The following is a 13227-nucleotide window of genomic DNA, read 5'->3' on the forward strand; positions in this document are numbered from 1 at the left end:
TTAGCCCCGAGGTCCGCTCGACGGAGATCCGTCATAGTTCTGGTCCTGACCGGGCTCGCTCCAGCCCTGCTGGGAGTAGTTCTGCCGGGTCGTGTCCTGCTGCCCGTAGTCCTGCTGCCCGTAATCCTGCTGGGAGTAGCCCTGCTGCGAGTAGTCCTGCTGGGAGTAACCCTGCTGGTCGGTCTGCTCGCCGTGCTGGGCACCGGCGTACGCGGGCTGCTGAGGCCGACCGCCGTCCTCGCGCTCCGCCTCGTCCAGGCTCTCCTGGATCGCGTGCTGGGCGTGCTCGGGAAGCGTGTGCATGATGCTGCGGACGCGCTCGCGACGACGATCGACTGCCTGACGACGCGGCATTCCGGGCGTCGGATCCATCTGCGGCATGATGCCCTCGACGTCCTCGACACCACCGAGGTTGTGGCCGGCGTCGGACAGGGCCTGCTCCTGGCGCATCTGCGCCTCGTCCTTCTCCTCGCTCATGCCGATCGGGCCGATCATCGTTCCGTTGAGGAACTGCTTGACGGCCGGCTCGTCGGAGGTGAGAAGCACCTCGCGCGGCCCGAACATGACGAGGTTCTTGCGGAAGAGCATGCCGATGTTGTCGGGCACGGTGCGGGCCAGGTTGATGTTGTGCGTGACGATCAGCATCGTGGCGTCGATCTGCGCATTGATGTTGAGCAGCAGCTGGCTGATGTACGTCGTACGCACCGGATCCAGTCCGGAGTCCGGCTCGTCGACCAGGATGATCTCGGGGTCGAGCACGAGTGCTCGGGCCAGCCCGGCGCGCTTGCGCATACCGCCGGAGATCTCACCGGGGAGCTTGTTCTCGGCGCCGGTCAGACCGACCAGTTCGAGCTTGTCCATGACGATCCGACGGATCTCGTCTTCCTTCTTCTTCGTGTGTTCACGAAGCGGGAAGGCGGTGTTGTCGTAGAGGTTCATGGAGCCGAAGAGCGCGCCGTCCTGGAAGAGGACGCCGAACAGCTTCCGGATCTCGTAGAGCTCCTTGGAGGAGCACTCCATGATGTCCGTGCCGTCGACGACGATCGAGCCTTCCTCCGGGCGGAGAAGACCGATGAGCGACTTGAGGAAGACGGACTTGCCGGTACCGGACGGCCCGAGGAGAGCACTGACCTCGCCTGTCGGCAAGGTCATCGTCACGTCCTGCCAGATCTTCTGTACACCGAACGACTTGGTCAATCCTTCGACCGAAACCTCGACACCCACTTGTGACCCTCCCACTGCTCGTCGCACACGACGCAACGCGTCGACATCGGTGTGCGTCGCGTCACTCTAACTCAGACGAGTGGGCGCAACGACCACGAACCCTACCGCCCAGTAACACGTCCCCCGACCTGGCCGCAGCTTTCGGTAGAAGTGTGACCTATGAATGGCGGATTCACGACCGAACAGAGCGGACGCGATCGAATTGGTCGTGACGTCCGAACGGACGCGAGGGCAAACGTATCCGACGCCTACGACGCTCGTACACGGCTGACCTGCGTGGTCGTACCCGATCATGGCTGCGGAGCGACAACTCTGTGACCACATACGGACCCGCGCAGCTCGAGCGCGGATAGCGTTCGATGTGTCGTTGTCACGCCTCGGCGTTGCGCTCGCGCACGCCGTTCGGCCGTCACATGCGCCGCACGACTTCTCGGGCAGGGAGCCTTCGACGAGAAGCAGGGTCGGGGAAACGGGGAATCACGTCATGGGCGCTCATTCAGGGACGGCAGCCGGTACCGGCTTCTCCATGGCCGAGCAGACGGGGCGGCGGCGGCAGATCGGCGCCTTCGCGGTCATCTGCATCGCCGAGCTGCTGATCGTGCTGGACATGACGATCATCAACGTCGCGCTTCCGTCCATCGGCATCGAGCTCCAGACAGGCATCTCCGGTCTGCAGTGGGTGGTGGACGCCTACACGCTGACGTTCTCGGGCTTGCTGCTGGCGTTCGGCAATCTCGGAGACCGCTACGGTCGCAAGCTGTTTCTCGTCGTCGGTCTCACCGGCCTCGGAACGGCGTCCGTGATCGGTGCGGTCGGTGACTCGCTCCCCCACGTCCTCACGTCGAGAGCGGTCATGGGCGTTTTCGCGGCCATGGTGCTGCCGGCCACGCTCGCCGTGATCACCAACCTGTTCCCGACGCCCAAGGAGCGCGCCCTCGCGATCGGCGTGTGGTCCTCGATCGCCGGAGTCGCCGTCGCGATCGGACCCGTGTCGGGCGGCTGGTTGCTCGAACACTTCTCCTGGCACTCGGTCTTCTGGCTCAACGTCCCCGTCGCGCTCGTCGCCGTCGTCCTCGTGGTCCTCGTGGTTCCCGAGTCGAAGGCCGCGTCGGTGGGTCCCCTCGACATCCCCGGCGTCGTCCTGTCGATCGCGGGCGTGACTCTCCTGGTGTTCGTCGTCATCGAGGCTCCCAATTTCGGATGGACGTCGTGGCGCACCCTGCTCGGGCTGCTGCTCGCCGTCGCCTTCCTGGTCGCATTCGTCCAGCGCGAGCGGCGCATCACCTCACCGGTGCTCGACGTCAGGCTGTTCACCATCAAGCCGTTCGCGTGGCCGGCCGTCTCGATCGCCGTGGGCTTCTTCAGCCTCTTCGGCTTCCTGTTCCTCATCACGCAGTACTTCCAGGGCGTCCGCGAATACTCGCCCCTGGCCTTCGGTATCGCGACGTTGCCGTTCGCCGCCGCCCTCGCGGTCAGCTCACCCGCCGCCACGATCATCGCGCAGAAGATCGGGACCATGCCCGTCCTCGTGACCGGCCTCGTCCTCATCGGCGCCGGGCTCCTGGTCGCGGGACGGGTGGAGATCGACAGCTCCTACCTCACCCTGGTGCTGCCGGCGATGCTGTTGCTCGCAGTGGGAATCGCGATCATCCAGGGCCCCGCAACGGAATCCATCATGTCCTCGCTTCCCCTCGACGAAGCCGGGGCGGGCGCCGCCGTCAACGACACCACCCGCGAGATCGGCGGCACCCTCGGTGTGGCCGTGCTGGGATCCATCGTCGCCTCCTACTACGTGTCGACGGTGCGTCCCCTCGTCGACGCCATCCCGTCGGCCATCATGAGCGACACCGAGAAGGGGTACGCGCAGTCGAGCGTGCTGAGCGTCGTCGAGATCCAGAAGCGCGACCTGCCCTCGATGTTCGAACCCCAACGCGCGCAGCTCATCCTGGAGATGAAGGAAGCTGCGCTGCGCGGATCCTCCATCGCCGCGTACGTCGCGGCAGGTGCGGTCTTCGTGTGCGCCGCCGCCGTCTTCTTCATGTTCCCGGCGAAGTACCGCACGACGGGAATGCTGGCCGAGACCGAGTCGGACACCGCATCGTCGCCCGACACGCCTGCGACGACGCCCGACCCGCAGTGACGGGGCGCCATTCCGCGGTCGCCGCGAAACGTGCGCTCCGATCGGCCGAGTCGTCGTCGCGCCTTCTCTCGACGCCACGACGAACGGCCGCGTTCCTCGTCATCTGTCTGGTGGAACTCCTCGTCGTGCTGGACAACACGGTGGTCAACGTCGCGCTTCCGGACATCGCCACGGCGTTACGCGCCGACTTCAGCAGCCTGCAGTGGATCGTCGACGCCTACATCCTGACGTTCTGCGGCCTGCTGCTGGCGTTCGGCAACGTCACGGACCGCGTCGGCCGCCGACGCATGCTCCTCGTCGGCGTCGTCGGATTGGCGGCCACGTCGATGCTCGGCGCCGTGGCGGACAACCTGCCGCAGTTGGTCGCCTCACGAGCACTGATGGGTGTGTTCGCCGCGGCCGCGTTGCCCGCCACCCTCGCCGTCATCATCGACATCTTCCGCACTCCCGCGGATCGCGCTGTGGCGATCGGTATCTGGGCATCCATAGCGGGCGTGGCCATCGCGATCGGACCCGTCTCGGGTGGCTGGCTCATCGAGCACTTCAACTGGCACGCGGTGTTCTGGCTCAACGTTCCCGTCGCGGTCATCGCGGTGATCGGCATCTCGCTCGTCGTCCCGGAGTCCCGCGCCGCGACGGTAGGTTCGCTCGATGTGATCGGCGTGCTTCTGTCCTTCTCCGGCGTCTCGCTGCTGGTGTACGCGTTGATCGAGGCACCGAGCCACGGGTGGATCACGCCGACCACCCTCGGCGGCATCGCGGTTGCCGTGGTTCTGTTGTGCGCGTTCGTCGTTCGACAGATCCACAGTCGCAGTCCCATTCTCGACGTGCGCCTCTTCCTCGTCCGCCCGTTCGCGATGCCGGCACTCGCCATCTCGGTGGCCTACTTCTCACTGTTCGGCTACGTCTTCCTGATCACCCAGTACTTCCAGGGCGTCCGCGGATACTCGCCGCTCGAATTCGGCATCGCCACCATCCCTTTCGCCGTCGCTCTCGCCATCTCGGCGCCGCTGGCGACGACGATCGCGCAACGCATCGGCACCATGCCCGTCATCGTGACGGGACTGATCCTGGTCGCCGTCGGGATGGTGATGGCCGGACAGGTCGGGATCGACTCCTCCTACCTCGGATTGCTCCTGCCGACGATGATCGTGCTCGCCGTCGGGATCGCGGTGATCCAGGGACCGGCCACCGAATCCATCATGTCGTCGGTACCGGCGGACGAGGCGGGCTCCGGATCGGCGGTCAACGACACCACCCGCGAACTGGGCGGTGTCCTCGGCGTCGCGGTGCTGGGATCCATCTCCGGGTCCTACTACCGGTCCTCGATAGGTCCACTGGTGGAGACGATTCCGGATCAGATCCTGTCCGATCGCGACCGCGCGTACGTGAACGGCAGCTTCCTCAGCGTCGACCAGATCCAGGCATACCCGATCCCCGAGATGTTCGCCGGTATCCGGGACAACCTCGTGGAGTCCATGAAGGAGGCCGCGATGGCGGGATCCTCGGTGTCGTCCTACCTCGCCGCTGTGGCCGTTCTCGTCTGCGCCGTCGTCGTCGCCCTCATGCTCCCCCGCCGTCACCGCACATCAGGAGTCATCCGCATGGAACCGTCCGCTCTCGACCAGTCCGGCACGATCGAGCAGACGCGACATCGTTCGTGAGCGGCCTCGTCGTGGCCGTCACCGGAGCGACCAGCGACTTCGGCTCCGTCATTCTCCCTGCGTTGCTGGAGGATCCGGCAATCGAGCAGGTCGTCGGGCTGGGCCGACGAACCCCTCGGGTGCGCCACCCCAAGTTGCGGTCCGTCTCGATGGACATCCGCTCACCCGAACTCGAAACCGTGTTTGCCGGCTGTGACGTCGTGATCCATCTGGCGTTCGTCGTCGAGGAGCAGCGCGACAAGGCCGCCATCCACGAGGTCAACCTCGAGGGGTCGCGCAACACCGTCGAGTGTGCTCATCGCGCCGGAGTCCGATCGATGGTGATCGCGTCGAGCGTCAGCGCCTACGGTCGGGAAGACCTGCCGGTACCGGTGACCGAGGACGAGTTCCCCACCGCGGATCCGTTGCGCTACTACTTCTTCGACAAGGCGGAGGTCGAGCACTTCGTCGAGTGGTGGCTGCGCCGGCACCCGGGAGGGATGTCGATCGCGATGCTGCGCCCGACCTACGTCGTGGGCACCCATTTCTCCAACGACGGTATCGATACGTTGACCGGGTCGGTCGTCGCGTTTCCCGATCCCGCACAGTCCCGCTACCAGTTCATCCACGAGGACGATCTGGCCGACGCCTTCCACCGCGCCGTCACCATCCCTCTGACCGGGCCGTTCAATCTCGGACCCCGTGACTGGCTGGGTGTCCGCGAACTGGGCGCGATGCAGGGTCAGCTCGTGCTGCCCGTTCCGCTCCGGCTGCTGCGCACCGTCGTCGACATCGCCTACGCCCTACGGATCCTGCCCTTCTCCAGTCACTGGATCTCGTCCGGCGAGGCCGCGGTCGACTCGACGGCGTTCGAGAGGGCCACCGGTTGGGTTCCGACGATGACATCCGCGGAAGCCGCGTCGATCATGGTGCTCCTGAGCGGGCGGCCCGTTCTGGCGCGCCGTCACGCGCCGCTGCGTAACCATGTGTGCGAGGCCGCCGTCGACGGCTCCACCCGGCGCGTGAAGACCTGGGGCGACATCGATTCCGACATGAAGCTGTTCGCCGCCGAGCTCGATCGCGCCGTCGAGACCTGCGAGCACCTCCAGGTGGCCACCCCCACCGGATCGGTCCACCTCGAAGTGCACGACGGGGTCGACGCTCGGGACGGCGCCGACGGGACCACCGTGGTCGTCGTCGTTCCTCGCGGACTGCACGCTCGCTACGGAAGCGCCCTGGCACGCACACTCGCCGACACCGGCCCCACCGTGGCGTTGCTGGACCTACCCGGCCACGGACTGAGCACGGGTCGACGTGGACGGGCGACCCGACGTGCCGGTGCCGACGCGATCGCGGCTGCCGTCCGTCACTTCGGCCCGTCGACGGTGCTCGTGGTCCGGGTGCCCCGCACACGCCGCCGAGGAACGGCGTCCAGACTCCGCCTCGGCGTGGACACGCTGTCCTCCGTGCCGGGCGTGGACGGGTTGCTCTCCGCACGTAGCGGACCTCGTCTCCCCGCATTCCTCCGAGGGGACGAGAAACTGGAGTGTGCCGCGACGTCGGACTACACCTCGGTGCGACTTCCGCGGCGAGCCACCCTCACATCCGGACGGGGTCAACGACGGATCGTCGACGCCGTCCTGCGAGCACTGAAGGGCTGACGGGTCAGACGCGGTCGCGGTCCAACCACGCGGCCGTGAACTCGCGCTCCGTCTCGAAGCTGCGGTCCATCTCGCCCACCATGATCTTCTCCACCACCGGGCCCATCACCGGGACGGACGCGACGACGGTCCCGACGAACCGCAGGACACATTCCTGCGGTCCGACGGGAATCAACTCCAGCCGGCCGTCGATCACCACCGGCATCTTGGCGACACGCAGGGTGTAGGTGCCCTCCGCGGAACCGTCGTCACGCGGCGAGTTCCAGGACTCCGTGCACCGAGCCGACATCGAGTTACCGGCGAAGCGCTGCAACGCTTTCGGCAGAGCAGCCGCATCGAGCGCCTGATCGACGACGGACGTCACCGACCCGTCCTCGACCCGGTGCTCGACCACGCGGCTTCCGCCCCCGATCTCGGCCACGCGGTCCTGCCAGTACTGCGCATCCGTCAAGGTCGCGTGCAGGACCGAGGCCGAGCACCGATACGTGGTGCGTTGGTCCACCGACGCCGTCATGCGGCCGGACCCCCGGCGATACGGCGAGTCACGCTGTCAGACTCCGGCGGGCGCAGCCAGGACGGCACCCACCTCGGCGGGGGTCTCGTCGCCGCCTGCGGCGTTCTCGCCCAACAGCAGACCCATCTGCTCCACGACGTAGTCGAGCTGGGTCGTCGTGTGGTCGGGCTGCACGCACAGACGCAAGAGTGCGCCGTCCCGAGCCACCGCGGGGAACATGGCGGCGGAGGCGAAGATGCCCGCGTCCCAGAGCTTGCGCCACGTGTTCACGGTGCGCAGATCGTCGCGGACGTTCACCGGAACGATCGGCGACACCATGTCCGTGCCGTCGGGAAGCGGGCTCGGAGCGTGCACGTCGACACCGGCGGCCACCAGACCGTCGTGCAGATACCGCGCGTTGGCCAACGTGCGGGTGGCGCGTTCGGCCCCCTCGTCGGTGCGCATCAGTTCGACCGACGCCAGGGCCGCACCGAGTGCCGCCGGGACACCTGCCGTGGTGAAGAGGAAGGTCCGCGCATGCACGCGCATCGCGTCGATGATGTCCTTGGAGCCTGCGACGAATCCGCCCGACGATCCGAGACCCTTGGAGAGGCAACCCATTCGAGCGTCGATGTCGTTCTCGATGCCGAACAGTTCCGCGGCGCCGGTGCGGTTCGGGCCCATGACGGCGACGCTGTGCGCCTCGTCCACGAAGAGCGCTGCGTCGTATTTCTCGCACACCGCCGCGATCTCGTCGAGCGGGGCCAGATCACCGTGCATCGAGTACAGGCCGTCGACGACCACCATGACGACGCCGGTGGACCGAGAGAGCTTCTCCTCCAACTGATCCACGCGATTGTGGCGGAATGCCCGAATTGTCGCGCGGGAGAGCCGGCACGCGTCGTAGATGGACGCATGGGCGGCGGAGTCGACGATGATCGTGTCGCCGACACCGCACAGCGCGCTGATGCCTCCCAGGTTCGCCTGGTAGCCCGTGGTGAAGACCAACGCCTGCTCGGTGCCGTGCCAGTCGGCCAGGGCCTCTTCGAGTTCGGTGTGCAACGAGATGGTGCCGTTGAGCAAACGGCTTCCGGTGACGGTTGCGCCGTACTTGTCCAGGGCCGCTGCGGCACCCGCACGCACCACGGGGTGGTCCGCCAGGCCCAGATAGTTGTTGGACCCCAGCATGATGACGCTACGGTCCTCGACGTCGACCACCGGTGCGTTGACGGATTTCATGACCCGGAAGAACGGGTTCTGATCGTGTTTGGTCAGCACACGATGCGCCCAGATGCGCTTGTCGTGGCGGATTCTGTCGAGCATTCTCTGCGAGCTCATATGTCGCTCCAAGATCCGAGGGAGGTAGGTGACGTGCGAGTGCTGTCGCCTCTGCGCGGCGCTCGTGCGCCGCGTGGTCGTCTACCGTTCGAGCCTACGGTTCCGGGCTGTTCCTGGAAGGCACCGACAACTGTGAGTAGCGGCCAACGATGACAGGCCCTCTTGTGGGATACAACAGCGGTTGAGGAAGGCCCGATCGCGGTCGATCCCGACGCCGAATACTTGTGAACGTCAGAGACGTCCTCAGCCGGACGGCGTCCTTCGCCGCGTCCCGAGCGACCGTTCTCTCAGCCCCCGAAAGGACACGACATGTCCACTCTCGTCGACACAGAGCAGCCTCGCACCGGCTCCGACGTCACGTCCCCGCGATCCATGCTCGTCGAGCGTGCCACGCTCCGGCGCCTGCTCCCCGCACTCGCGGACTATCTCGAGGCCACCCCGCTGTCCGTCCTCGAGGCACCCGGCAGCGACGCGATCGCGACCTTCCGCGATGCCGGCGGCTGCGGACTGATCGCACCGGAATCGCTCGGTGGGCTCGGCGCCACTGCCGTCGAGGCTCTGCGGGTACACCGCGCCATCGGTGCGCTGTCGCCGTCCCTCGCCGCCGCCGTGACCATGCACCACCTGTCGATCGCCACCATCATCGAGATCGCTCTCGCGGGCCCGGAGGACGAGCTGCCCCTCGTGGCGGGTCTCATCGAACAGAAGTCGATCATCGCCTCGGGGTTCGCCGAAGGCGCGGGAAGCACGCTCGTCCCGTCGGTCGACGCCTATTACGACGACGGTGACTACGTGGTCAACGGCAGCAAGAAGCCGTGCAGCCTGTCGAAGTCGATGGACTTCCTCGCGGCCAGCGTCGCCACGCGGGAGAAGAAGGGCGGCAAGACCCGTAAGGCCGTCGCGCTCATCCCCGCGTCGATGCCCGGCGTCTCGGTCAGACCGTTCTGGACCACGCACGTGCTCGCCGGCGCCGAGAGCGAGGAAGTCGTCCTGGAGGACGTGCGAGTTCCCGTGTCGCTGACGATGGTCGGCGCTCTCGACGACCCCGACGGCGCACACGAACTGACGGGTTTCCTGTGGTTCGGCATCCTCGCCTCCGCCGGATACATCGGTGCGGCAACGGCATTGGTGGAGCGTCTCATCGGCCACCCCAAGGTCACCGATTCCGTCTACACGTCGGCGGCAGCCGAGCTGGAGTCGTCGATCGCGGCTCTCGAGGCCGTCGCGGCCGCGATGGACTCCGGTGAGCGCGGCGCCGACATCTCGGCTCGACTGCTGTTCTGCCGCATCGCGCTCCGAGGCGCACTGCGACGTGCGGTCGATGCCGCCGTGACAGCACTGGGCGGCATCGCGTTCATCACCGACCCGGACATCGCGTACCTGCAGTCCGTCGTGTCGGCGTTCGCGTTCCACCCGCCGTCGATCCGCGAGACCGAATCGTCCCTCGCGGCCTACCACCGCGGCGAGAACTTCTCTCTGGCCTGAGGTGTCGCATCACCCCACGCGGGTGCCGAAGACGACGAGGTTGTTCTCGTAGGACCCCGCGTCGTCGTCGAAGACTCCCGCACACGTGATCAGTCGGATCTCGTCACGCGGGACGGCACCGAACACGCGTGCGGTCGGGAACTCGGACTTGGCGTAGTCGCCGATATCCGTGACCCGATATCGCGCGGGGACGCCTGACGTCGTGGTCACCGTGACGTCGTCTCCCACCGACAGATCGCGGAGGCGGAAGAACACGGCAGGGCCCGTGGTCGAGTCGACGTGACCGGCCAGCACCGTGGGTCCGACCTGATCGGCCGCGCCGGGACGCCCGGGGCGGCCGCCGCCGGTGAACCATCCGACGTCGTCGTAATCCTCGGGAACCGCCATGGTGTTGTCCGAGTTCAGCCCCAGCTCGATCAACGGTTCGTCCAGACCCATCTCGGGTGCCGACACCCGCGCCGGGACGAGAGGCCCCGTCTCGGACGCAGTGGTGGCAGCGGGAGACGTCACGGACACCGCTGTCTCGGTGGGCGGTGCGGCCGGTGGTCGCGCGCAGGCGACCACCAGCCCCGTCAGGAGGAACGCGCTCGCGCGCGTCGACCATCTCATCCGCGTCGGTCGATCAGGAGTTCCGCCGACGGGCGACGCCCAGCCCGACGAGGGCTGCCACACCCAGCACGGCGGCACCGGCACCCGCGACGGTCGCGGTCGACGACTCGGCGACCGACCCACCGGCACCGGTCTCCACACCGCCGACGGGAATCGGGGTCAGCTGTCCGCGCACCGCGCCGGCGGCGAAGGCGGTGGTGTGACTGTCCGCGGCGAACCCGGCGGCGTTCGCCTCGATGGCCGCGAGATCGAAGTTCGTTCCGGTGTCGGCACCGTTCGCCATCACGCCGGTCGTGAACGGCCCCTGCAGGCAGCCGCTGCTGGTGCGAGGTCCGTCGCCGACCGGAGACGGGTTCGGGAATGCGATGCGCGGCGGGCCCGCAGCACCCACTGCTGCCTGATGAATGTGCGTCGCCGTCTTCGCCGGCGACATGTAGTCGCCGGTGACGCCCTCGAGGGTGATGTCGTAGCAGACGATGTTCTCGTCCGAGTTGATGCGGAACGTGAACGTGCCGGTCGCGCCGGGCTCACCCGGCGTCGCGACGCCGTCCGCGTTCAGGACCTGGTCCGGTGTGGCCATGGCCGTGAAGGCACTGGTGAACGACGACGGTTCGCCGACCGGTGTCTCGGCTGCTGCGGGGGCCGCGGTGAGCGCGAGGAACGCCGCGGCGCCTCCGGCGACGATGATCGTTCCTCGTGCAGTGCGTGTCGTCATGGTGGTCGTACCTTCCGATCGGGATGCGCGGACGTCCTTCGAGAGGGGATACGTCCGGTACGTCCGATCCGTTCAAGTCGATCGAACGAGTTTGCGTGTCTCGACGTACACCCACCATGGAGGTCGCAGCGGCGTCGACGATGGGTAGGGTTCGTCCTGCACGGGCACCGGCGGACGACACCGCTCCCCCGACATCGAGGGAGCCGACGCTGACGATCTTCCGGTCACGCGAGAGCACACCGTTCGACCTCGCCGCCGCCTACGACGCCCACGGGTCGTCCCTGCTGGGTTTCGCCCTGAACGTGTTGCACGATCGTGTCGCCGCCGAGGACTGCGTGCAGGAGACCTTCGTGCGTGCGTGGCGAGCGCGGGACAGATTCGACGAGGCTCGCGGCGGAACCCGGACCTGGCTCTTCGCCATCGCACGCAACGTCGTCACGGACAGTCTGCGGGCGCGCGGCCGCACTCCGGTGGTCGCGTCGATCCCGGTGGCGGAGAACGATGCCGTGGAACCCGATCGCAGCGATCACGTTCTGACCCGGATGCGGGTGGTGGAAGGCCTGGCCACCTTGTCGCCCGAACATCGCCAGGTGGTGGTGGCGATCCACCTGACCGGCCTGTCCTACGCGGAGCTGTCGGCGGACACCGGCGTCGCGATCGGCACCCTGCGCACCCGCGCCTACTACGCACTGCGTGCCCTGCGCGCGCACTTCGACGGTCAGGAGACCTGATGACTCCGGGACATCCGCGACGAGAGGAACTGATCGCGGCCGCGGTGGCGGACGATCTGGACGACTCCGAGAAGGAAGAACTCCGCGCCCTGGTCGCGGCCGAGCCGACGGTGGCCGACGAGATCCGCGACATGCGGGAGACCGTCGCATCGCTGAGCCCGGCAGCAGGACTGGTGTGGGAAGACGATCACCCCGGCGACCTGCTCCGTCGACGGGTGGTCCGGTCGTCGGCACGTCCACGCCGCGCCACCGTGGTCGCTGTCGCCGCCGGCATCGCTGTCGGGGTCGCGGGGGTGTTCGGTGTACAGAGTGTCGTGGGGGAGTCCGGTACATCCGCCGATCTCACCGTCGCCGCGCCCGAGGTCGAGGGGGCACCGGGCGAGCTGGGCGCCTTCGAGGCGATCGACTTCACCGCGTCGAGTCCCGGCGTCAGTGTCGACGGCGGCCTGGTTGCTCACACGTGGGGCACCGAGACGGTCCTGGACATGCAGGGTGTCCCGGTCGACGAAGCGTTCGAGGTGGTTCTGGTGGACCGCACCGGCGCGGATCGTTCCTCGGGCAGCTTCCTCGGCAGCTCCGTGACCATCGACTGCCGCATGAACGCGGCGGTCCTGCGTCCCGACGTCGCGGAGATCGAGATCCGGGCTGCGGGTGGAGACCTTCTCGCCCGCGCCGCACTGCCCACCGTGGGCTGACCTGGCGCACCGTCCCGAGAAACGAGAAAAGCGGCCGTACCCCCGAGGGGTACGGCCGCTCTCGCGCTGTGGAGCTAGATCACTTGATGGAGATCTTCGCGCCGGCAGCTTCGAGCTTCTCCTTGGCGGCGTCGGCCGAAGCCTTGTCCACCTTCTCCAGGATCGCCTTCGGAGCACTCTCGACGAGGTCCTTGGCTTCCTTCAGGCCGAGGCCGGAAACGACCTCACGGACGACCTTGATGACCTGGATCTTCTTGTCGCCGGCGCCCTCGAGGACGACGTCGAACTCGTCCTGCTCTTCAGCAGCCTCGGCGGGAGCAGCAGCTCCGCCGGCAGCAGCAACGGCGACGGGGGCAGCAGCGGTGACCTCGAAGGTCTCCTCGAATGCCTTCACGAACTCGCTGAGCTCGAGGAGGGTGAGCTCCTTGAACTGGTCGAGCAATTCTTCGGTGCTGAGCTTCGCCATGGTGGCGGTCCTTCCGTTGAGTCCTTG

The 13227-nt window shown here is 67.3% G+C and carries 12 protein-coding genes; 6 read left to right on the forward strand and 6 right to left on the reverse strand.

Going from position 1 to position 13227, the window contains the following annotated elements; translation table 11 throughout:
- A complete protein-coding gene (locus tag AC0IX4_RS06125; RefSeq protein WP_042574046.1) occupies positions 1-1224 on the reverse strand; it encodes an ABC transporter ATP-binding protein in 1224 nt (407 codons plus the stop codon).
- Between the two features lie 484 nt (positions 1225-1708).
- Here AC0IX4_RS06125 and AC0IX4_RS06130 point away from each other — a divergent pair, with 484 nt between their 5' ends.
- From AC0IX4_RS06130 to AC0IX4_RS06140, 3 genes are read left to right on the forward strand one after another with little or no spacing between them, the layout of a single operon-like run.
- Positions 1709-3364 (forward strand): MFS transporter, encoded by a 1656-nt coding sequence (locus AC0IX4_RS06130; RefSeq protein WP_442971134.1) that lies wholly within the window; start codon positions 1709-1711, stop codon positions 3362-3364.
- A complete protein-coding gene (locus AC0IX4_RS06135) occupies positions 3361-5028 on the forward strand; it encodes an MFS transporter (RefSeq protein WP_471828424.1) in 1668 nt (555 codons plus the stop codon). The genes AC0IX4_RS06130 and AC0IX4_RS06135 overlap by 4 nt, the downstream gene beginning before the upstream one ends.
- Positions 5025-6668 carry an NAD-dependent epimerase/dehydratase family protein gene (locus AC0IX4_RS06140; protein WP_471828425.1) on the forward strand — a complete coding sequence of 548 codons (1644 nt, stop codon included), beginning with the start codon at positions 5025-5027 and terminating at the stop codon, positions 6666-6668. Before AC0IX4_RS06135 ends, AC0IX4_RS06140 begins: the two co-directional genes overlap by 4 nt.
- A 4-nt stretch (positions 6669-6672) precedes the next feature.
- On the opposite strand, the gene AC0IX4_RS06145 is transcribed toward AC0IX4_RS06140, so the two are convergent.
- Together AC0IX4_RS06145 and AC0IX4_RS06150 are read right to left on the reverse strand one after the other, a co-directional pair.
- Positions 6673-7182 carry a DUF2505 domain-containing protein gene (locus AC0IX4_RS06145; protein ID WP_056073820.1) on the reverse strand — a complete coding sequence of 170 codons (510 nt, stop codon included), beginning with the start codon at positions 7180-7182 and terminating at the stop codon, positions 6673-6675.
- A gap of 36 nt (positions 7183-7218) precedes the next feature.
- Positions 7219-8499 carry an aminotransferase class I/II-fold pyridoxal phosphate-dependent enzyme gene (locus tag AC0IX4_RS06150; protein ID WP_042574049.1) on the reverse strand — a complete coding sequence of 427 codons (1281 nt, stop codon included), beginning with the start codon at positions 8497-8499 and terminating at the stop codon, positions 7219-7221.
- A gap of 309 nt (positions 8500-8808) precedes the next feature.
- Here AC0IX4_RS06150 and AC0IX4_RS06155 point away from each other — a divergent pair, with 309 nt between their 5' ends.
- Entirely contained in the window at positions 8809-9984 is a 1176-nt protein-coding gene (locus AC0IX4_RS06155) for an acyl-CoA dehydrogenase family protein (protein WP_471828426.1), read from the forward strand.
- A 9-nt stretch (positions 9985-9993) separates the two neighbouring features.
- Here AC0IX4_RS06155 and AC0IX4_RS06160 read toward each other — a convergent pair whose 3' ends face one another.
- Both AC0IX4_RS06160 and AC0IX4_RS06165 read right to left on the reverse strand, forming a co-directional pair.
- Entirely contained in the window at positions 9994-10593 is a 600-nt protein-coding gene (locus AC0IX4_RS06160; protein WP_471828427.1) for a class F sortase, read from the reverse strand.
- 13 nt (positions 10594-10606) lie between these two features.
- The gene (locus AC0IX4_RS06165) at positions 10607-11308 is read right to left on the reverse strand and encodes a CHRD domain-containing protein (RefSeq protein ID WP_056073823.1); all 702 of its coding nucleotides are present in this window, start codon (positions 11306-11308) and stop codon (positions 10607-10609) included.
- A gap of 95 nt (positions 11309-11403) precedes the next feature.
- On the opposite strand from AC0IX4_RS06165, the gene AC0IX4_RS06170 reads away from it, so the two are divergent.
- Positions 11404-12039 carry a sigma-70 family RNA polymerase sigma factor gene (locus AC0IX4_RS06170; RefSeq protein WP_235579578.1) on the forward strand — a complete coding sequence of 212 codons (636 nt, stop codon included), beginning with the start codon at positions 11404-11406 and terminating at the stop codon, positions 12037-12039.
- Positions 12039-12734, forward strand: a complete 696-nt coding sequence (locus AC0IX4_RS06175) for a hypothetical protein (protein ID WP_471828428.1) — start codon at positions 12039-12041, stop codon at positions 12732-12734. Before AC0IX4_RS06170 ends, AC0IX4_RS06175 begins: the two co-directional genes overlap by 1 nt.
- A gap of 79 nt (positions 12735-12813) precedes the next feature.
- Here AC0IX4_RS06175 and rplL read toward each other — a convergent pair whose 3' ends face one another.
- Positions 12814-13200: a 50S ribosomal protein L7/L12 gene (rplL, locus tag AC0IX4_RS06180; RefSeq protein WP_027504561.1), complete on the reverse strand. Its 387-nt coding sequence runs from the start codon at positions 13198-13200 to the stop codon at positions 12814-12816.
- Positions 13201-13227: the final 27 nt, after the last annotated feature.

It is taken from the genome of Rhodococcus sp. AC861 (genome assembly GCF_979256035.1).